At 41.1% G+C, this 21,364-nt stretch carries 19 protein-coding genes and 1 pseudogene; 12 read left to right on the top strand and 8 right to left on the bottom strand.

What is annotated here, in order from left to right; translation table 11 throughout:
* Positions 1 to 86: 86 nt before the first annotated feature.
* The 5 genes from AACU32_RS03565 to AACU32_RS03585 all read left to right on the top strand — a co-directional run bounded on the left by AACU32_RS03565 (position 87) and on the right by AACU32_RS03585 (position 7,883).
* Positions 87 to 1,343: a glycosyl hydrolase family 8 gene (locus tag AACU32_RS03565; RefSeq protein WP_096597933.1), complete on the top strand. Its 1,257-nt coding sequence runs from the start codon at positions 87 to 89 to the stop codon at positions 1,341 to 1,343.
* A 134-nt stretch (positions 1,344 to 1,477) separates the two neighbouring features.
* Complete coding sequence (locus AACU32_RS03570; RefSeq protein WP_096597935.1) at positions 1,478 to 3,838, top strand: cellulose biosynthesis cyclic di-GMP-binding regulatory protein BcsB; 2,361 nt, start codon at positions 1,478 to 1,480, stop codon at positions 3,836 to 3,838.
* Between the two features lie 133 nt (positions 3,839 to 3,971).
* Entirely contained in the window at positions 3,972 to 6,584 is a 2,613-nt protein-coding gene (gene bcsA, locus AACU32_RS03575; RefSeq protein WP_096597937.1) for a UDP-forming cellulose synthase catalytic subunit, read from the top strand.
* A 391-nt stretch (positions 6,585 to 6,975) separates the two neighbouring features.
* Positions 6,976 to 7,299, top strand: coding sequence for a hypothetical protein (locus AACU32_RS03580; RefSeq protein ID WP_096597939.1), 324 nt, complete (start codon positions 6,976 to 6,978; stop codon positions 7,297 to 7,299).
* 38 nt (positions 7,300 to 7,337) lie between these two features.
* Positions 7,338 to 7,883: a GIY-YIG nuclease family protein gene (locus AACU32_RS03585; RefSeq protein WP_096597941.1), complete on the top strand. Its 546-nt coding sequence runs from the start codon at positions 7,338 to 7,340 to the stop codon at positions 7,881 to 7,883.
* A 371-nt stretch (positions 7,884 to 8,254) separates the two neighbouring features.
* Here AACU32_RS03585 and AACU32_RS03590 read toward each other — a convergent pair whose 3' ends face one another.
* Positions 8,255 to 8,791, bottom strand: a complete 537-nt coding sequence (locus tag AACU32_RS03590) for a nuclear transport factor 2 family protein (protein ID WP_096597943.1) — start codon at positions 8,789 to 8,791, stop codon at positions 8,255 to 8,257.
* 234 nt (positions 8,792 to 9,025) lie between these two features.
* On the opposite strand from AACU32_RS03590, the pseudogene AACU32_RS03595 reads away from it, so the two are divergent.
* The 3 genes and pseudogenes from AACU32_RS03595 to AACU32_RS03605 form a co-directional block, all read left to right on the top strand.
* Positions 9,026 to 9,244: pseudogene (locus AACU32_RS03595) on the top strand (TPR end-of-group domain-containing protein); the annotation flags it as partial.
* On the top strand, positions 9,222 to 9,353 hold the full coding sequence (locus AACU32_RS03600; RefSeq protein WP_339377470.1) for a hypothetical protein: 132 nt from the start codon (positions 9,222 to 9,224) through the stop codon (positions 9,351 to 9,353). The pseudogene AACU32_RS03595 and the gene AACU32_RS03600, both read left to right, overlap by 23 nt.
* Before the next feature lie 277 nt (positions 9,354 to 9,630).
* Positions 9,631 to 10,680 (top strand): S-layer homology domain-containing protein, encoded by a 1,050-nt coding sequence (locus AACU32_RS03605; protein WP_096597945.1) that lies wholly within the window; start codon positions 9,631 to 9,633, stop codon positions 10,678 to 10,680.
* A gap of 160 nt (positions 10,681 to 10,840) precedes the next feature.
* Here the strand turns inward: AACU32_RS03605 and AACU32_RS03610 are convergent, their stop codons facing one another.
* The 4 genes from AACU32_RS03610 to AACU32_RS03625 form a co-directional block, all read right to left on the bottom strand.
* Positions 10,841 to 11,275 (bottom strand): CAAD domain-containing protein, encoded by a 435-nt coding sequence (locus AACU32_RS03610; RefSeq protein WP_096607839.1) that lies wholly within the window; start codon positions 11,273 to 11,275, stop codon positions 10,841 to 10,843.
* Between the two features lie 457 nt (positions 11,276 to 11,732).
* Complete coding sequence (locus AACU32_RS03615; protein ID WP_339377471.1) at positions 11,733 to 11,882, bottom strand: hypothetical protein; 150 nt, start codon at positions 11,880 to 11,882, stop codon at positions 11,733 to 11,735.
* A gap of 200 nt (positions 11,883 to 12,082) precedes the next feature.
* Positions 12,083 to 12,538: a pentapeptide repeat-containing protein gene (locus AACU32_RS03620; protein ID WP_096597947.1), complete on the bottom strand. Its 456-nt coding sequence runs from the start codon at positions 12,536 to 12,538 to the stop codon at positions 12,083 to 12,085.
* A 310-nt stretch (positions 12,539 to 12,848) separates the two neighbouring features.
* Positions 12,849 to 13,715, bottom strand: a complete 867-nt coding sequence (locus AACU32_RS03625; RefSeq protein WP_096597949.1) for an alpha/beta fold hydrolase — start codon at positions 13,713 to 13,715, stop codon at positions 12,849 to 12,851.
* A gap of 469 nt (positions 13,716 to 14,184) precedes the next feature.
* Between AACU32_RS03625 and AACU32_RS03630 the strand changes: the two genes are divergently transcribed.
* The 4 genes from AACU32_RS03630 (at position 14,185) to AACU32_RS03645 (ending at position 17,353) form a co-directional block, all read left to right on the top strand.
* On the top strand, positions 14,185 to 15,000 hold the full coding sequence (locus AACU32_RS03630; protein WP_096597951.1) for a DUF1206 domain-containing protein: 816 nt from the start codon (positions 14,185 to 14,187) through the stop codon (positions 14,998 to 15,000).
* A 12-nt stretch (positions 15,001 to 15,012) separates the two neighbouring features.
* On the top strand, positions 15,013 to 16,167 hold the full coding sequence (locus AACU32_RS03635; RefSeq protein ID WP_096597953.1) for a glycoside hydrolase family 10 protein: 1,155 nt from the start codon (positions 15,013 to 15,015) through the stop codon (positions 16,165 to 16,167).
* Positions 16,168 to 16,186: 19 nt separating this feature from the next.
* Positions 16,187 to 16,603: a DUF2358 domain-containing protein gene (locus AACU32_RS03640; RefSeq protein WP_445223159.1), complete on the top strand. Its 417-nt coding sequence runs from the start codon at positions 16,187 to 16,189 to the stop codon at positions 16,601 to 16,603.
* 117 nt (positions 16,604 to 16,720) lie between these two features.
* Positions 16,721 to 17,353 (top strand): Uma2 family endonuclease, encoded by a 633-nt coding sequence (locus AACU32_RS03645; RefSeq protein WP_096597957.1) that lies wholly within the window; start codon positions 16,721 to 16,723, stop codon positions 17,351 to 17,353.
* A gap of 48 nt (positions 17,354 to 17,401) precedes the next feature.
* Here the strand turns inward: AACU32_RS03645 and AACU32_RS03650 are convergent, their stop codons facing one another.
* The 3 genes from AACU32_RS03650 to AACU32_RS03660 form a co-directional block, all read right to left on the bottom strand.
* On the bottom strand, positions 17,402 to 18,658 hold the full coding sequence (locus tag AACU32_RS03650) for a sensor histidine kinase (protein ID WP_339377473.1): 1,257 nt from the start codon (positions 18,656 to 18,658) through the stop codon (positions 17,402 to 17,404).
* 273 nt (positions 18,659 to 18,931) lie between these two features.
* A complete protein-coding gene (locus AACU32_RS03655) occupies positions 18,932 to 19,924 on the bottom strand; it encodes a metal ABC transporter solute-binding protein, Zn/Mn family (protein ID WP_339377474.1) in 993 nt (330 codons plus the stop codon).
* Between the two features lie 352 nt (positions 19,925 to 20,276).
* Complete coding sequence (locus AACU32_RS03660; RefSeq protein WP_096597963.1) at positions 20,277 to 21,308, bottom strand: hypothetical protein; 1,032 nt, start codon at positions 21,306 to 21,308, stop codon at positions 20,277 to 20,279.
* Positions 21,309 to 21,364: the final 56 nt, after the last annotated feature.

The raw sequence follows: 21,364 nt of genomic DNA on the forward strand, positions 1-21,364 counted from the left end.
GTGATAAGGAACAACAAAATACCTAGGTTTTCTTTTTCACGAACTGCACCCTTTGTCAACGTTTCACAAACCAAACAGTTCTTAGGATGCGGTACCTCTCAAAAGTGGCAGTTATTCTCTGCCCAATCGGTCTATCTGCCTGTGTCTTCGTAGTTAATCCCAAAGCACCGAACGATAAAACTCCAGTGGCCAATGTCTCTAATACAGATGGTAGCGAAAAAAAATCAGTGTTTTTGGCAGCTTTACCTCAATCCATCCCCAATCGGGAGTTACTAGTTGAAAGTTGGGATAGCTACCGCCGCAAATTTATTCAAGGTGATGGACGGGTAATCGACTATGAAGCGAGCGATCATTCCACCAGTGAAGGTCAAGCTTATGCCATGTTGCGAGCTGTATTCATTGATGATCCAGAAACTTTTGCCCTGACTTTAAAGTGGGCAGAAAATAACCTCCTGCGGCAACAGAATGGCAAACGTACAGACAATTTGTGGGCTTGGAAGTGGGGAAAAAAGCCAGATGGTAGTTGGGGTATTATCGATAGCAACTTTGCCAGTGATGGTGATATAGATGCCATTACTGCCCTAATTTTTGCATCACGGCGTTGGCAGCGTCCGGAATACATGGAACTGGCAAAAACCAAATTGCAAGATTTGTGGAAGCTTTCTAGTATTTCTGGGACTGAAGGTAAACGCTATCTGCTTCCAGGCCCTGCTGCTGCATTTGCCCCGAATGAATCCACCCTCTATCTCAACCCTTCTTATCTTGCTCCTTATGCTTTTCGCATATTTGCACAAATTGACCCTGGACATGACTGGTTGAGTTTAGTAGACAGCAGCTACCAAGTTCTAGAAAATTCAGTGCAGCTTTCTACTGTGGGTTTGCCCAGTGATTGGGTGGCGTTAGATTTGAAAACAAATCAATTCCAGATCATGCCAAATTCTAGTGCCCTGAAGAGTTTGTATGGTTTTGATGCCTACCGAGTGTGGTGGCGGTTATCACTTGATGCAGCTTGGTTCAATTCACCACAAGCGCAGCAATATTTACAGAAATCTACTCAGCACCTGCAAAATCTATGGAATCAAAAATCCTATCTCCCAGCACGCATAGATCTCCAAGGAAACTCATTAGTAGATTACGATGCCACCTCCCAATACGCTATGTTCTATGCTGCTATGCGCTTGGTTAAACCCACAATAGCACAAGAAGTACTGATGAAAAAATTGCTACCTCAATACAAGCAAGGAATTTGGGGAGAACACCCAACTTATTACACCCAAAATCTAGTTTGGTTAGGGTTATTGTCTCCAGATTCACAGCCTAGGGAACTGATTGCAGGTAATTAGCCGCAGGTTTTTTGTTTAGCCATCAAGGAGAGGAGAGGATAGTGATTTTAGATATTTAAATATTAACTACATTCAGAATTTTTACTTAATTAATTAAACGCAAAAACCAAGAAAATCTACCATTACCTTATACTATGAAGCAGTTGTTTCGTCGTTTCCCTACTGGCACAAAAGTAATTGTTGCTACTTCTTGCTTTTTATTGTTTCCTGATTCATTATCAAGCGTTAATGCTCAGAGCAAAGCTAACAACCAGCAACAGCCAGTTATTTTATTGGCACAAGCAAATACAGAGACTAAGAGTACACAAAAGCCAGCAACAAACTCCCCATCCGAAGCAACTGATGCCAAAAATCTGATCACTCACAATCTCCCATTTAATAGTAGTCCGATTGTCGGCAACCGGATGCGCTTGCGGGGATCTTATTCGGAAGCTCGCCTTGCCTTTACCCGTCCCCGTAGCTGGAAATTAGATCGCGGACAGGTGAAAGCTTTAATCCGCTTTCAACACTCGCCAGCACTATATGCCAGTCGCTCTAACCTGACAGTACTACTTAACGGCACGAGTGTAGGGAGTGTGCCACTTAACCGTAAACAGTCTCAAATTGGGCAGGTGTTGTTAAATATATCACCGAAGTTAGTTCAGGACTATAACGAATTAACAATTGTCGCCCAGCAGAGTAACTCTCTAGAATGTAGTGACCCTAATAGTGCAGATTTGTGGACAGAAATTCTGCCAGATTCTCAATTAATTTTTAACTTTGAACCGCAGCCGTTTCCCCTCAACTTTAGTCGCTATCCCTATCCTTTGTTTGACGAACTAGGCTTAGGTAGCAACCAAATTGTTTACCTGCAACCTAGCCAGGTGAGTCAAAATTGGCTAAATCCGGCAGCTCGCTTGCAAGCAGCACTCGGTAGAATTGCGGATTTTCGCCCCATAGAAACGAGCTTGGTATCTAATGTCTCAGAGGTGAAGCCAAATCAACGCTTAGTAATTATTGGTACTCCTGGCGAACAACCCGCCCTAGCTACTTGGAAGAATTTGCCCCTGAAAGTCGTTAGCTCTCAAATTATCGATCGCGATAACAACCCTGTACCTGAAGATACAGGTATCTTGATGATCGCCCGCACTGATAAGAGTAATGCTCCAGTATTAATTGCTACTGGGAATAGTAGCAAAGCTGTAGCTAAAGCAGTACAGTTTTTGACACAGCCTGATGTGCGGAAAATGGGTACAGGTCAGGTAATTTTAGTCGATAAACTTCAGGACACAGTCACACCTGGAACTCGTCAATGGCCTCGTTATTTACCAGAGAAAAATACATTTCAACTCAGCGAAATTAAAACCCAAGTAAACGGTCAGCCTTTTAGCGATGTCACTGTACGTGGTTCTGCTGCACCAGCAATTGATATTGATTTTCGCGCCTTACCTGACGATCGCTTTCTGCGCGGTAGTTCAATGAACCTGGTTTATAGCTATGGACCGCAGATGAATCCTAGAACCTCGGCTGTAGAAGTGCTACTAGATGGGGTATTCATCGGTGGCGCCCGTCTTGATTCCGAGTCAGGTGCAAATCGCAAAAACCTGAAAGTGAATTTGCCAGAAAACCTGATTAAGCCTAACTCTAAACTGCAAGTGTTTTTCCGGATGAATTCCAGAGAACCATTTGATAAACAGAACTGTCTCCAGCCACCCGATCAACAACTCACAGGTACGGTACATTCTGAGACTAGTTTCGACTTGAAGCGAGAAATTTCGGCAGATTTACCAGATCTGAACCTGTTGAAATTTGGCTATCCGTTTACTGCACCTCAGGATTTGTCGAAAACAGCGATTGTCGTCCCACAAAACCCCACAGATACAGATGTATTAACTGTGCTGGCGTTTAGCGAACGCTTAGGAAGACTTAGCCAGGCAGATGCTGTCAAACTAGAGGTTTACACCCCAGATTCATTACCAGAAACAGTCCGCAAGAATGACAATTTAGTAGGAATTGGCACAAGGGAAAAGTTTCCCCTTCCCGATGTATTTCAATCTACTGGCTTGAATTTGAGTCAGGCCTTTTCTCGCTTATCAGCCCAAGCAACGATTCAAACCCCACAGGATGGTCAAGGGATGATTAAGCAAATTGTTTCGCCTTGGAATGGTGAACGTGTGCTTCTGGCTTTGACAGCTCAGTCTGAAACTGGTTTAGAACGAGTGCGTCAAGTTCTCAATCAAGACCCGTGGTTCTTCCAACTCAAACAAGATACGGTGCTGATTAGTAGTGACCAAAAAAACCCAAATCCCTACGATTCTGATGCTTATCAACTTAATTTTTTCCAAAGTGCCCCTTCTGTTCATCGCCTAGAAAAGACAACTCTCCTCAGTAAGGTGTCGCGCCTCATCCAAGAAAATTGGATATTACTACCCGTAGGAATTGTTGGTTTATCTGTTCTGCTTTACGGCATTTCTCAGTTGTATATCAAGCGGCTAGCTAATACTGAAAAGAAGTAGAAAGTTGCTGATTTGAAATAGCCATGATTGGCTGGCAGTAAAAACCGCAAATGTACGCAGATAGAACCAACATTCTTCTGCGTGCAACTGCGGTAAAAATCGAAAATCTCACATCTAAAATTTAACATCAGAAATGTCATCTTCCTCATATAGACCACCTCGTAAACCAGGCGATCGCCAACGTCCCAAATTAAAGAACTGGCTCATCGACCTCACCCCCAATTTCTTTGAGCGGACTCTCGAGAAAGCGGAGATGAAACATTTGAAGTGGCTGGCTGCGCTAATATTGTTGCTTTCAGTGCCGCTAATTATTACACCGATAAAAGTTTGGCAGCAGGGCGTAGTTGCTGTCTTTTTAGTATTACTAGGTCAGTTAGTTGTTCAAGCGGAAACCGAAGAATCTTCTGCTGATATCAGCCAGTATTACCATCTATTTATGGTCTGGCTGAGTCTGGTAACAACAATGCGTTATTTATACTACCGTGTCAGCTATACCCTCAATTTTGATGGGTGGGTGAATAGTATTGCTTGTTTGCTGTTATTAGCAGCGGAACTTTATGCCATCCTGACTTTAGTGTTGGCATATTTTCAAACTCTCAAAATTAAAGAACGTCAGCCTATTAATTTATCTACTATTCCCGAAGCAGAATGGTTCAGCATTGATATCTACATTCCAACTTTTAACGAAGACGTAGAAATTGTGCGCAAGACAGCCTTAGCAGCCTTGGCTTGCGACTATACTCCAGGGAAAAAGAAAGTTTATATTCTTGATGATGGTCGTCCAGAAAGATATCCGGAAAATGACCCGCGTCGAGAAAAGTTCCGGGCGAGACGGGAAAAAATCGCGCAAATGTGCCAAGAAATCGGCTGCATACACATGACGCGGAATAATAATGACCACGCCAAGGCGGGTAATATCAACACCGCATTTTACAAAACTGAAGGGGATTTGGTCTTAATTTTGGACTGTGACCATATCCCATCGCGGCAATTTTTGTTACATACAGCGGGCTTCTTTTACGATCCGAAAGTCTCCTTTGTCCAAACTCCTCACTGGTTCTATAACCCCGACCCCTTTGAGCGCAATTTGCTCACCCACGGTAAAATACCCGTAGGCAATGAACTGTTTTATAAAGTACTGCAAAAAGGCAACGATTTTTGGAATGCTGCCTTTTTTTGCGGTTCAGCAGCATTAATCCGGAAATCCCACGCTTTAGAAGTTGGCGGAATTGCCGTGGAAACGGTGACAGAAGATTGTCATACTGCTTTGCGGTTGCATTCCAAGGGTTACAAGTCGGTGTACTACGACAAAATTATGGTAGCTGGCTTAGCACCAGAAACCTTTTCTTCTTATGTCGGACAGCAAGTACGTTGGGCTAGGGGAATGGCACAGATATTGCGGTTGGAAAATCCCTTATTTAACCCCAAACTGAAGCTGACATTGTCCCAGCGGATTTGTTATATGAGTGCAACTTCGCACTTTTTATATGGATATCCCCGATTAGTATATGCGATCGCTCCTACTCTATTTTTATTATTTGGGATTAACTCTGTCCAAGGTTTGGGTTTAGAAACGTTAGCTTACGCTATCCCACATATCATTCTCTCCCTCTCGGCAAATTACATTATCTACAAACACGTCCGCTTCTCCTTCTGGAATGAAATTTTTGAATTTGCAATGGCTTTCCAGTCTGGATGGGTGACGATGTTGGCGCTGATTAATCCGAAGTTGGGTTCGTTTAATGTCACTGATAAAGGAGTGTCTGTTAGCCAACGGATTTTTGACTGGGAATCAATGCGGGGTCTGTTGTTGGTAACGGGAGTCGTAATTGTTTCCTTGCTATCTGTTCCCTATTGGCTACTACTACGCCCTGAAGATTGGCAAGCTGTGTTAGTCAATACGATGTGGTCTACTTTTAATTTGATTTTGCTGGGAGCTGCTTTGTTAGTTGGCTTGGAACAACCGCAAGTACGTTCTGCACACCGCTTACAACGACGCCTGAATGTGGTTATTTCTAGTGACGACCAAGTAGTGATGGGCGAAACAATCAATATCTCAGAAACCGGGGCGTTAATTTCTTTGGAATCTTGGCCGAATTTAGCTGATGAAGTGGAAATTGAGGTGATGGGAGACTTTAGCGCTACTGCTACCCTTACCGCAAGAATTATCCGTATTTCTCCGGTTAACGATTCCGAAACACATTTAGCTGTGGATTTTATCAATCCTAATCCTGCCCAACTGGATGCTTTAACTTTAGTGTTGTACTCTGATGTCCGAGAATGGTATTCCCAAAAGCGGGAATATGTAGATCGGCCTATGGCTTCCTTTGGATTTTTGGCTACTAGTTTGCGACGTTCTTTGAGCGATATCAAACAACCCAGCCGCAAAAAGGTACGCAAGCAGGTACAAACTGTGGGTCAACTTTATTGGGATGGTCACTTCTTCTCGGGAGTGGCAACAGAATTAGGGATCACAGGTTTACGGTTGGAATTAGACGATACCAAAGCTGTATCCTCTAACAGAATACTGCGAGAGCATGATTGGCAGACCATGCGAACTGTCAAACCGCTGGTTGGATTGCTGTTGAATCAGGATGGAGATAATTTTTCATCCAGCCGCTTTGTTGCGGAAATTACATCGGTAGAAGAACAACCCAATGGAAAAATGGCGATTGAGTTGAATTTTCCCGAGAAATTCAAGCAACGCCAAGACACCAAAATTAAACAACTGTTGCAAGTCCTGTAGTCATCGCAATATTCCCCACCCGACAACATGATCGGGTGGGCGAGGTTGCGGGGACGGCGACAAAACTACCCCCTACAAATATCAGACGTTAGGGCGATCGCGACTTGCGCGGACTGTTCGTCCCACACCGCCCCACTCTTGGAGAACGACTCCGATGTGGGGCTTGTTTTTGTTTCAGCTAAATTGATTTTTTTACTTTATCGGTGTGGGGACTGTTGAAGAAGTGACATAATCTCATAAGCTGATCTTAGAGTAGCGATTTTTTGCCAAGGTCGTCTTAGTAGCGAATACAGGCTTTGTCTTTTAGCCTTTTTCCTGGCCTGTTGAGAAAAGGCTGGCAAACTGTCGCCTACCCTGTATTGTCACTCAGTCCCTCATCCCCAATTCGCAAATGCCTCTGAAAATCGTCCAGAATTTTAATAGTAGTTTCACCCTTAGCACTGAAGCTCAAGACATTCTCTTTAAATTATTAAAGAATGAAAATTTTTTAACCCAAATCGCGCAGCAAATATCAGTTGACAAAGTTGAATTTACAGAATTAATTTTTCAGCCAGTTCCCTACAGCTTTAGCACTCCTAAAGGAATGCCAGCAGAATTTGAACAATACTATCAATCTGAGGATTATGCCATTATTAACGTACCACCAAATTTTATGTTTAATGCTAAAATCTTTCAGCCTAGTCGCCTCTGTGCAATTTACCGAAAAATCAACTAATAGATAGTTAGTGTAATCATTTAAGTGTTAATAATCTTATGACATCTGAAACAAATATTCCTTTGTTGGCAATGCTGGAATATTTCCCCTACATTGACGAGCATGGTCAACTTCCTGAACAATTTCAGGCTAAAATCGGTGTCTACGCAATTTTTGATCGAGAAAAAGTGCTGCAATTTGTAGGTTATTCTCGCGATGTTTATCTTAGCCTCAAGCAGCATTTGGTACGTCAGCCGCAAAAATGCTATTGGGTGAAAATTCAAACCATTGAACAACCCAAACGCTCTGTTTTAGAAAGTATCGAGCAGGCTTGGATTACTGAAAATGGCAGTTTACCATTAGGTAACAAAGAGCAAAAAGACAAATGGACAAATCCGATTGATGTTAAAGCGATAATGACGGCTGAAGAAAGGGAAAAATATCAAAATCCGCTTAATGATGAATTGGCACAAATCAAAATTATTAAAAATGTAGCACGGCGAGTCGAGGCGGAAATTTTAGCTGTTTTAGAAACCCGTGGTTGCCAAATAGAAATTCGTTTCAATCCTAAGTTAAAAGAAGAAGGGCTGCTTGATTTGAAATAAGGCAGAGGAGGCAGTGCGGTGTACGGGTTTCCCGGCATAAAGGAGACAGTGCCGTGGGCGGGTTCCCCGACTTGAGGCAACTGTCGTCAACTGCCGTGGCAGAAGGGGTAAAATTTTTGGCGTTGCATAACTGCGAGATAATTTTGCTGGTTTTGTGGGATGGGCATCTTGCCATTGGTATCAACTTAAGCGAGAACCCTTGTAAAATATCCTTTCCAGGTTCCACCTGGAAATGCATGAAAAACTCCATTCCCTTGTAGGTGGAGTTTTTGGGATTGCGCTAGAGAATTTAGGACGCCATGAACAAGCGATCGCATCCTACGACTAGTCTCAAAACTTTATTAACGAGAATTAGCGCCGATCGCAAATCTCTAAGGTTTAAACTTTAAGTCTGACCCGTTAAACGTAGTCACCTGTGCATACATCAACCCGTTCCTCGTTACATAAGCGTCAGAACCGCGATAGGGTTCTGCAAGGAAAGGAGCTTCAGCCCGCCACTGAACATTAATTGTTTGATCAACTTGGCTGACATACTCAGGAGTAAAGGTAAGACCACATAAACCGCCTTGCTCACGAGGCTTGACAAAGTTGGTAAATAGTGTTCGTAACTCGGTACGCCCTTTAACCACGGCACCATCAGGCAGATGAATCTCAGCTTTGTTTGGATACTGAGCCATGAGCCGCTCTAGTTGACAACCATTTAACGCCTTCAGATGTTCCTCTACCACCTTAATAGGCGTAGGCTGACGTTTTAAGAATGATTCGTTGTCGAATTTCAACGTTAACTTGTTAACAACACTACCCAATAGTAATTCATCAACTCCATTGAACGCCGAAACAGTTAAATTTGTTGCGCTGGCAAAACCAATAGCGAGTAACAAAACTCTTAAAACTCTAGATTTGTGCATTTTTCTACTTCCTTAAAAGGAATTGATTAACAGAGTATTGTATCAAGTTTAGATAAACACGTTTCTTACTTTTTCCAAATGTTTGAATCAGAAATGGAAATTCAACCTGATGACGACGAACCTTGGAACAACCAGCGGATTGCCCTAGATGATTTAGGACGCAATGAAGAAGCGATCGCATCCTAGGACAAAGCCTTAGAGATTAAACCTGATTTACACTAAGCTTGGTACAACAAAGCTTACTCTTATGCTATTCAAGGTAATATTGAGCAAGCAGTTGACAGCCTGCAATCAGCAATTAATCTCAATCCAGAAGAATGTCTTGAATGGGCAAAAACTGATGCTGATTTTGATAACATTCGGGAAGATGAGCGCTTTCAAGCATTGATTCAAGAAAATCGAAACGATCGCAAAACTTCTGCAACGTGGAATGAGTTTGCAAGAAGTGGCTGAGATATTACCAACGCAAATGTTGGGTTTCTTTCCTCAACCAAACTTACATTTAAGTCTAATTTGGAGTTTGAAAACACGCCCTACTCCTAGTGCAGTACGGCGTAAATAAACATACTATTCACAATAGCGCAAGAGCAAAAAATACAATTCTTTTGACTTTTGACTTCACGGCAGTACTAGTGGTATTGTTTGAGCCGATGTAAATATTTATTACAATATTTTCACAAAAGCATTCTCGAAGCAATTGGCGAAGGGCTTACAGCAAAATAGCTAAAAATTAAAGCGAAGGGTACGTCTGTTTATTTTTGACTATACTTGCACCAACTATTAAGATTTGATTGTTCAATATATTTAGATACTGATTTTTCGCTAGTTGGGTACTTACGATGACAAATACGCCTCCTCCCGATCCTGAGTCATCTGCAAAAAATGCCCTTGGCTTTGATGAGTTTATCGCCGTTCTGGTTGCGTTCAGCACGATTGGAGCTATTCTATTTTGGTCGTTGTCTCGTAAAGATTCTGACTGGAATTTCAACGGGATACTATCTCTATCTCCAACTACGTCGCCCAATACTCAGCTAAATCAACGGTTACCTTCTCCTGTTCCCCAAGTGCAGCCAAATGCAGAGACTTTACCATCACCTGTTCCTACACCTAATGTTGAACCTAGTACTGCTCCATTAACTATCGATCGCGAACCTTCTACCTCAGTTTTACCACCAACTGCGATCGCTCCCAGCACTCCAGAGCCAGTACAGACACCTTTGTCTTCTAGTCAACCCTTCTCTCAACCATTCTCTCTGGTAACTCCCTCAAAGAACAAGTCAACTATCCCACCACCAATAGCGTTTGACGATGTACCTGCTGATTTTTGGGGTCGGCGTTTTATTAATGTTCTTTCTTCTCGTGGTATTATTAAGGGTTTTCCAGATTACTCTTTTAGACCCAATCAGCCTGTAAACCGTGCTGAATTTGCGGCCATTCTGCAACAAGCTTTTGAAAATAAAGCTGGTGAGAATACACTCAAATTTAAGGATGTCAAAGAAAAATTCTGGGGAACGACTGCAATTAACCAAGCTATCAGTACAGGATTTTTGAAAGGTTACCCTAACCAAACCTTTCAACCAGAACAAAAGATTACCCGCGTGCAAGTGTTAGTTGCTTTGGTGAGTGGGATGAATCTCAAAACACCTGCATCCCCAGAGCAGGTTTTAAAAATATACAAAGATGCTAAAGATATTCCTCAATATGCCACTGATAAGATAGCGTCGGCGACAATCAATGGTTTGGTTGTCAATTATCCTAACTTGGAAGTCTTTGAACCCAACAAAGAAGCTACCCGTGCTGAGGTAGCTGCTATGGTCTATCAAGCTTTAGTCAAAATGGGGCGATTGGAACCAATTCCGTCGAAAAACATTGTCCGCTTGCCGAATTGAAAATCCCTGGGGAAAGTCGGGGGATTCTTGGGTGTGTAGCCGCCTTGAGGGTGGCGGCTACAGTTAACTAAAACTTATTGTGACCAGTTTTACGGATATTTCTTCCTAATTGCACCACTGAAGATGCACATTAGGCAGGAAAACTGTGTTCAGCAATATATTACTCTAGAGAGTTTTTGCCCACAACCTGTGATTTGAGTGTTGTAATTTCGTTGGTTAACTCTTTCCTAGTTGAAGCTTTGAGTAGATAGCGATAAACAAACCAGGCTGAGTAACCAATACCAATTAATTCAAAGGTAGGTGCTACTAAGGGAATGTCGTTGAGGGAATCTAAGATTGCCAATAGTACCTTAACAGCGACAATTGCGCCTACGATTAAACCGACGGAAACTAAGGGCTGCTTGTATTGATTAAAGAAGTTTCCCAGGTATTCAGGTAGCGTACCTAAAAAGCCAGAGATTTGTTCTCCGTATTTTAGCCATTGCTCTTGAGACTGCGCCGGAGGCTGGAGTTTTGTGATAGTTCCGGTTTGATTGTTGATATCTGTCATCGTGGTCTCTGAAGACTTGGTTTCTGTGAATTCCGGTTCTTGCATTTTTGCTTCCATTAATTGTAACAGTTGAGTTTCTCTATCTGGACAATTACAACCTCAAGGCTGTTGATTAGGTGATACACGAGAGCATCAGTACAACTGAGTCTGGGTTCAAAAGGGTTTTGAGTGTCCTATCACCATAATTGTCCTTTCACCACTACTTGATCAACTACAAAGTAGCAATTCAGTAGGAGGATATGAAGTCAGACGGCAGCAGGAGCTATAAAAGTCAGCTTTCTGAGTTCTGTTTTTTAAATCAACTGGAATCCTCAGGTTGCTATTATCCCATGTCATGTCAGTTGCCTATTATCGTACTCATTAGCAGTACAAATCATGCAAAAGTCAGTCCACTTCTTATTTATACAAGCCTAAAACCCGATTTTGTCGGATGTTAAAGCTATCTTAAGCAGTGTTCGTCACTTAACCCATTGGTAGTGATATTAATACGGAATCAAAGTTTTTATGTGCTTGAAGCGACTAGACAGAAAACTGCTTTTATGCTACCCCAGTTAGGTTGGTGATGCGATCGCAAATAAACCAGTTTGGCATAATTTCCTGTCCTCATTAGCCATTGGTCACTTGTACTGAGGGAAGCCGAAGTATTGGTCATTGGTTATTTGTACTTTGACTCTGGACTCTTACCTAATTTTCCTCTGCCAGAAAAATTCAAGTTCTACATGTCAAAGCCAAAAATGCTGAGAATATTTGTGTAATTGTTGGAGAGAGATTTAGGATTTAGTTCGCTTAATTCAGATTTTCTTATCCTAAATCTACAAGCTCCAAGTTCTGCTAATACCTAGTCAGTTCAGCTTATTTCCAGTCGGGAATTTCTGCATCTTCTCCGCCGATACCGATTCCAGTGTGATAGATTTCGGCATCAGTGATGGTTAGGTTATTCATTGATGCTTGATAAACATTAGAATCGTAAATTTTGGCACGACTCAAATTGGCATTATTGAGATTGGCTTGCTTTAAATTCACATTGGTTATGTACGCTGAAGTTAAGTTAGCGCCTGCTAAGTTAGCACCAGTGAGATCAGCACCTTCAAGGTTAGCTCCACTCAGATTTGCATTTTGGAGATTCGCACCTCTGAGATCGGCACCAATCAAATGCGCACTACTGAGGTCTGCTCCGACTAAATTACAATCTATACATTCCCCAGTTGCCAACAACTTTTGCAAGTCTTGCGGATTATCAGCTTTCACTACGGTAGTGAAAAATAGGGGAGTTGCTAAGGCTAGAACTGCTAATAGCTGGAGTTTCATAATTTCCCCCTTTGTACTCAACTTATGTCCGTTCTTTTCCTCACAGTTCTATTATCTCACTAAATTTCTGCAATGAATGTTAATTGAGTACATAAGCTATTTGGGCAACCCAGGTATTTGTTGGCGATAAAATCCACTATCAATAAGGGTTTCGGCGGATTTTCGACCAATAAAATCAGGAAAACTTGACTCTGTTAAAGCCCTGTTAAATCTTATGAAGATCTGGCACAAATCGACATAGTTTTTTAGAAAAATTTAATAGGAATCTTGCTGCTGCTGGTTATGACTGTAAATCAACCATTTTGCGCCTTTAAAGCCTCAAAAAATCTCGTATATACTGATTGACTAATTTTGGCTGTTCTTGCTGAACCCAATGGCTACAATTGGGAATATATTTGATTTGAAAGTCTTTGACATAAGCTTGGGTACCGTAAGTAAGTTCTTTCCCTAAAGCAGTATCGTTTTCACCCCAAATCATCAAAGTTGGTACTGCCAAAATTCCCCAATTTCTTTTAAATATTCTTTGCTGTAAAGCGTTGCGGTAATAATTTAATGCAGCGGTGATAGCACCAGTTTTAGCAGCAGCATTTTTATAAGCGTCTATATCTGGTTGCGTAAAAGTAGTTTTGTCAACTGCCATACCTTTAAAAGCTCTTTCAATTGCTGCATAGTCTGAGCTTTTTATGAGTAATTCTGGTAGCCAAGGTAGCTGAAAAAAGAAAATATATGCACTACGGACTAGTTGTTGTAGAGTCAGTAAACCTTGAGCAAATTTTGCCGGATGAGGCAAATTGAGGATAATTAATTTTTCTAACATATCTGGGTGAGCATAGGCAAAATTCCAGGCGATCGCACCTCCCCAATCATGTCCAACTAGCACACATTTTTCATAGCCTAAGCCTTTAATTACTCCCTGAATATCTTTCACAAATTCATCCATGACATAAGCAGATTTATTTTTTGGCTTATCGCTATCGTTGTAACCACGTAAATCTAGGGCAACAACTTTAAAGTATTGGGCAAATTCTGGTATTTGATGTCGCCAAGAATACCAAAATTCGGGAAACCCATGTAACATCAACAATAAAGGGCCTTCTCCTTGGGTGACGTAATGCAATTTCACGCCATTGGTAGTGATATATTCGTGTGTCCAGGAAGGTTGGATTACAGATGTCATGAAGCCTACTCCATTTAGATAAATACTGTGAAAATCTCTCAGAAATGATTTAAACCTCGTCCATTTTGAAACCTAGAGTAGTGCGGGCAAGATGCCCGCTACTAGGATTAGGGAGCATCTTGCCCGCTACTAGGAGTAGGGAGCATCTTGCTCCCACTACTTTTAAAACTATGGTTCTCAAAATAAGCTAAAACACATTTAATTTGTATAATCCAAAAACTTACAATTCTTGTAGTGCGGGCATCTTGCCCGCGTCTGATATGCAAATTAAATGCGGAACAGCTTAGATGTGGTTTAATTATGCTGTGTTATTACTTGGTGTAACATCTATTAAAAGAAAAATATTAATCATAGTTATGTAGTTAAAAATAATAAAAATATTTCTTTAGTATCTGGAAGCATTGCCATTAGATAGATGTAGAGATTACCTCAATCTTGCTAAAAAAAATTATTGATATAAGCAACTACTATGACACAACATCTAATGCATCACCCTTCAGAATGGGTGGAGAGATTAGCAAGATTTGGTTATGCATCTAAGGGAGTAGTTTACGGTATCGTTGGGTTACTAGCAGCGCAAGCGGCTTTTGGTACAGGTGGGAGAACAACTGATACCAAAGGAGCTTTACAAACAATTGTAGAACAACCATTTGGTAAGTTTCTCCTGGCTTTAGTGGCAATTGGCTTAATTGGATATGTGCTGTGGCGCTTTGTGCAAGCAATCAAAGATCCAGAGCATCAAGGCAAAGATGTTAAAGGCTTGGCACAGCGAGTTGGTTATGCAATTAATGGTTTTTTATATGCAAGTTTAGCTTATAGCGCTGTACAAATTCTGTTGGGATCAGGAGGCAATAGTAATAGTAACTCTACCCAAGATTGGACAGCACGCTTGCTTTCTCAACCCTTTGGTCAATGGTTAGTAGGAACTGTGGGGGCGTTAATCATTGGATTAGGTTTTTATCAGTTTTATCAAGCTTATAGCGCTAAGTTTCGCAGAGAACTCAATTTAACTGAGTTAAGCAATCAAGAACGGAAGTGGGTGATGGCTATTTGTCGATTTGGGTTGCTAGCCAGGGGGATTGTATTTTCTATTACTGGCTGGTTTCTGATTCAAGCTGCAACCCAATATAATCCCCAAGCAGCTGGAGGCTTAGATGAGGCGTTACAGACGTTGTCACAACAACCTTATGGCCCTTGGCTTTTAGGCTTTGTAGCATTGGGTTTAGTTGCCTATGGTGTTTATATGGTGGTGAAAGCGCGGTATAGTCAGCTAGTCGTGAATTAAAAATTGCGGCAGATGAGCTTAATAGAAACACGCGGTATCTGGTTAACCAATACCGATAGTAAGGTACTTAGGTCAAAGCAACGCATTGCTGAAGCAATGGATTTTTTGGCTGAGACAGGATTTAATGTGGTGTTTCCTGTGGTTTGGAATCAGGGAGTCACTCTGTATCCTAGCCAAATTATGCAGCAAATATTTGGTGTGGCAATTAACCCCAGTTTTATTGGGCGCGATCCTTTAAGAGAAGTAATTGTGGAAGCGCGACGGGTAGGGTTAAAAGTTATACCTTGGTTTGAATACGGCTTTGCGAGTTCCTATAACTCTAATGGCGGGATGCTGTTGCAGACAAAACCGGAATGGGCGGCGCGCGATCGCAATGGTAAGCTACTTCAAAAGAATGGCTTCGAGTGGATGAATGCCCTTGATCCCCAAGTGCAAGAGTTTATGTTGAACTTGGTGCTGGAAGTTGTCAACAATTATGATGTTGATGGGATTCAAGGTGACGATCGCTTACCTGCTTTACCCGCTGAAGGTGGCTACGATGAGGGAACTATCGCACTCTACCGTCAGCAGTTCCAGCAAAATCCGCCACAAAACCATCAAGATAGACAATGGCTACAATGGCGTGCGGATATTCTGACGGAATTCTTAGCGCGTCTTTATCAACAAGTGAAAAGAGTTAATCCTAATTTAATTGTGTCCATGTCCCCGAATATTTATGATTGGGGATTTAAAGAGTATCTGCAAGATTCAGTCACCTGGCTAAATCGGGGAATCGTGGATATGATTCACCCGCAAATTTATCGCCGCGATTTTCTTAGTTATAAATGTATTGTTAATAGATTGATAACCGAACAATTTACAGATGCAACATTGCCGAAGTTAGCACCAGGAATTTTAATGAAGCTTGGTGCTTATTGTATTACGCCTGAACATTTGATTAAGGCAATTGAATGTAACCGTAAACGCGGTATTAAGGGAGAGGTATTCTTTTTCTATGAGGGATTGGGAGAAAATGATCGTGCCCTAGCTAAATTACTGCGTAATGGGATTTATGCTCAATCTGCATCATTTCCGACTTTGGCTGATTTGAATGCAGGTGCTGGGAATAGCCGGAGAAGTTTGTCGCTTTGGCAAAAGTTAGAACGGTTTTTGAGAAATCTTTTTTAATCGGATGCGGGGAAGATTAATGCAGATAGAACAGGTAATTGCTACTCTCAAACATGATTTACCGACTCTTTTTGAGAAAGATATTTCTTATGATATTTATACTCAAGATATCTATTTTCGCGACCCAGTAAATAAGTTTAAATATAAATTTAACTATCGGATTATATTTTGGACTTTACGATTTCATGCTCGGCTATTTTTTACACAAATTTACTTTGATGTACATGAAGTTTATCAGTCAGCAGAAGATACTATTTTAGCCAAATGGACAGTGCGTGGGGTTTTGCGTGTTCCTTGGCAAGCGAAGATATTTTTCAATGGTTATTCAAATTATAAATTTAATCAAGATAATTTGATATATGAGCATATAGATACTTGGGATCGCAAACCAACAGATATTTTGCGGCAGTTTATGAAAAAAGGTGGACATAGCTAAAGAGGCAATCGCATCTTTTATAATTACAATTAAGGATTAAATATATTGAACTTACCTTAACAAGCAAAAGGCATGACCGAAAGCAACTAATGAAACTTGAGTAGGAGATAAAACACAATGGTCAGCAGCCTTAAAGAACTCTTAGACGAGTCAGAATTGGCTCAGATTGATGATCCAGAGGAAAAGTTTGTTACTAGTGGTGTAAGCTGGCAAATGTATGAAGCGCTACTAACCAAACTAGAAGACAACTCTCATTACCGTGTCACTTACTTAGATGGAATTTTAGAAATTGTGTCGCCCTCTATTAGACATGAAAATCTCAAAAAACGTTTGGCTATTCTCATAGAACGCTATCTCTACTCAAAGCGAATTCGATTCAGCCCTATGGGGAGTTCTACCATTAAAAAACAACTCAAACAAGCTGGGGTAGAACCAGATGAATGCTACTGCATTGGTGAGAAGAAAAATATCCCAGACTTAGCTATAGAAGTGATTATTACCAGTGGTAGCCTGGAAAAATTAGAAATTTATCGCCGCTTGGGAGTTACTGAGGTTTGGGTGTGGCACATCAATCGACTCAGACTTTATTATTTGCGCGAAGAAACACCATCTATGTTTTTAGATACCCACGGATACGAACAGATTACATCAAGTGAATTATTGCCAGAACTAAATATTGCTTTATTGGAACAATGCGTTCAGATTTCAGATGATATTCAAGCTATTGACGAATTTGAACAAGGTTTGTAATAGCTGATTAAGGCTGCAAACCCCCACTAGAAAGGAAGCAAATGAACACTAGGCTGATTTTTTCAAAGTAAAAAAGAAAGTACTACCTTTACCTACTTCCGATTCTACCCAAACTTGACCGCCATACAGTTCTACAATTTTTTTCACCAATGATAAACCAATTCCGGTACTATCGGATTCTTCATCATTCGATAGCTTGTGAAAAATCTGGAATATTTTGACAAAATGCTTTTCTTCAATCCCTTGTCCATTATCAGCAATACTAAATTGCCAGTAACTATTATTTTCAGTGCAATCTATAATAATTTGACCTTGTGGTTTATCGATAAATTTTATGGCATTACTCAATAAATTTTGAAAAATCTGCCGGATGCGTGTTGTTTCAGCGTCAACAATGGGTAATCTATGTTTTATTTCTATTTGGATATTTTCGGGTGCAGCTAGTATTTCGATGACATCTGTAACCACATCGTTTAAATTAACTTGCTGTCGTTCTTCTTTGAAGTTTCCCAATCGGGAATATTGTAAAATTCCATCGATTAAACTGTACATTTTCTTGACTCTATTTATCAGCAACCTGACTAATTCTTTGCCTGGATCATCAAATGTATCACCATAATCCATTAATAACCACTCTGACAAGGAACTAATACCTCGCAGAGGAGCTTTTAAATCGTGAGAAACGATATATGCAAAATCATTCAACTCTTGATTTGCGCTTTCTACTTCTTGCAATAATTCAGCCATTCTTTCTTGGGATTGCTGACGTTGAATAATTTCTTGCTGAAGTTGTTCGTTAGTTTTTGCTAGTTCAGCAGTCCGCTTTTCTACTAACTCTTCTAAACCTTCTTTATACAGTCTCAATTCTTGCTCTACGCGCTTACGTTCTATATTTTCAGCTTGTAAAGCTTGATTTGCTGCTTCTAGTTGTGCTGGGCTGGGAAGAGCAAGTGCTTGGGGAACTAAAGGTATGAGGATGATTGCTGTATAGAAAGAAATTATGGCAGTTAGAGCTTTCATGACACCGGATAGCCAATAAACAGGGTGCCAAAGTGTCCACACTTCCATGATGTGGGTTGTACCGCAAGAAATGATGAAGGCTCCAAACAGGAAAAAGATTAACTTAAAGGGTACATCTTGTCTTTTGCGGACAAAATATATCAAAGTTAAGGGTATGGAGTAATAAGAAAGTGCAATCACAGCATCAGATATCAGGTGTAAACCTACTAAATCTGGTTTCCACAGGTAACAATGTCCATGAGGGATAAAATTTCCTGAGTAAAAAAAGCTATAAAGAAATTCCACCAATCTACCTCCAACACCTCAGATTGAATCACCATGCCCAACTTATACCATTTCTCTGTGACGATGCACTTAATATTTATAAATGAACCGCCAAGTACGCCAAGTACGCCAAGAAAAACAGAGGTAATCAGAAGATTGCAAGTTTATAGAGAATTGGTATTAGAAATTATATCTATAGGTGCAAATGTTTTTTGTAGTTCCTTGCTAATAAATCTCCCGCTCGCTTACCAACAACTATATTGACAGAGGGCGGAGAATTAGCAAGTACTAGTACTACTTTGAGGCTTTGGGTTGAAATATCAGGTAAGTTCCGCCTAAACCTTCTACAATTGTGCGTGTATTCGCAGCCATCATATTTTGATAGGTTTCTCCATCAGTTCCTACATCTCCTAGCCCATCAGTATAAAGGGTTCTTTCCGCAACTTTGACTGTGGCTGCTGCGGCTACAGACTGAATAATATTAGAGTTAATTGCTGTCTCAGGAAAAATTGTTGGTACTTTAGTCTGCTGAATCTTTTTCGCCAAGTTTTTTACTTGTGTGTCTGTTGGTCTTTTGTTAGTGCTAATACCTTCGACACTCCCTACTAATGAAAGACCATAAGCTTTGGTATAATAACTCAGTGCATTATGGGGCGTGACTAATGTGCGTTTATCGGTGGGAATGCTAGCAATTCTAGACTTTATCCAGCTATCTAATTGGGTGAGTTCGGCATTAATTTTTATCTGATTGCTATTATAAGTTTCGGCATTACTGGGTTCTAATTTTACCAAGTTGCGGCTAATTACTTCCACCATCCTGATAGCATTTTTCGGATTGTGCCAGATGTGAGGATCGGTGACTATGTTGCCACTTTGCCGAAACTTTTGTGGCTGAGGAACTGCAATTGGTGCGACAGCGATTTTAGATGCATTGCTTTTAGTCGCTTTAATTAGTTTGATCAATCCTGGTTCTAAATTATAGCCGTTATACAGAATTAGATTAGCTTGTTCCAGCGCTGTGCGATCTTCCGGCTTTGGTTGGTAAAGGTGGGGATCTGCATCTGGAGGAATCAAGCAAGTAAGGTTAACTGTATTCCTGGCAATTTGTTTAGTTAAATCACATAATATACTCGTAGTGGCAACTACTTGCGGAAGATTATAGTTAACTCTAGTGGTGCTTTGGGTGAATGAAGTGCTTGTGGCTTGGTTTCCACATCCAACAACTCCTATCGACAGAGCAAACATCACAGCAGGTAAACAATTAATATTTAGTAATTTTCTTGACATTATTCACTCCGGCTGATTGCCAATTGTTAGTTGTCAATTGTCAGTTGTCAATTGTCAGTTGTCAATTGTTTTTGAAAGAGTTTAATGTCCAAATTGTGGACTTACTGCGCTGAATTTTTCTGAGTTTGTAGTCACCATTTCCGTGTTTGAAAATCCACCAACTAAAGTCCTGAGTGCGATCGCATTTAAACCGCAACATTAATTCGATGCCCAGAGAGTGCTTTAAACTACAGCAATCAAGTCCTGAGTGCGATCGCATTTAAACTGCAAAATTAATCCGATACGGTTAATGGTCGATGGTTATCAGACAAAGAACCACTGACAACTGACAACTGACAAATGACTATTGACTCTAATTCATTTCCTGAATTTGCAAGCGAATAGTATGTTCAATAGTGCCACTCAGTTGCAATTCCATGATTTCACCGCCTAGGGGTTCGATGCTACTGAGGAGCGATCGCAAATTTGGTGTACTTGCACCTGTATCTACATATAACCGATCGGCTAAATTGCTGATGCGCTTCCAAGTCATGTATAACTTGCCGATGGTTTGTTCGATTTGGGATGCTTGATTAACTAAGTCAGCAGCGATGGTTAAACAGCCTATTCTTTGGGCTTCTTCTAAGGCGGTTTCAATATCAACGTCTGCTTGGATTAAGGCTTGGACTTGAGCAGCAGATTTCAAATATTTTGCCAGATAACGGGCTTCTGTGGTTACCTGTTTTAAGGTATCGACATCAGGGTTAGCCGCAATTTCTTTTTGTAAGTATTTTTGGTGGGGTTCTGGCAGTTTTTCGAGTTCCTTCACCAATGGGGCGATGTAGCGGGGGGGAAGGGTGTTATCTGCGGCTTTGATTTTGACTGGTTCTGGTAGCAAGTCTGACGACATTGCTGTCCATTCGTCGGTGAGTTGGCGGACTTCGCGCCGAGTGATACGATCGCCTTTTTGGGCTGCTTCACTCACCATCTGTTGGACTTCGGGGGAAGCTTTGGCGGTTTCGACAAAGGCGCGTTTACTAAAATTATTAACTGAGCTGGGGTCAAGTTTGCCTTCTTCTAGGAGTGTATCAGCACTGTTAGCTAGCTGAATCCAGGCGTAAGCTTGACTTTTACTAATTTCTCGTTCTTTGAGCCATTTGAGAAAACCAGTACCCCGACTATCACCGCCTATTTTCTCGCGATCGCGGATGGCGCGTAAAATTCGCCCCCGCCAGATTTCGGTTTGTAAATCAAAGCGATCGCACACTTGCCATGCTACATCTAGCTGCTGTTGAAAATCCGACTCGAGAATCTGTTCGTCTTCAGGATCGGGCAGTTCAAAGGTTAGATCCGCTGGCTGTTGCAATGCAGCAGCAATGTCGTTGAGCGATTCGTTATATTCCACGACTGGTTGCCGAGTAGGGTATGCGTCGGCTTATTATGCCACAATCTGTGACTTTG

Source organism: Calothrix sp. NIES-2100, from assembly GCF_963875285.1.
In the GTDB taxonomy this organism is placed as follows: Bacteria; Cyanobacteriota; Cyanobacteriia; order Cyanobacteriales; family Nostocaceae; genus Aulosira.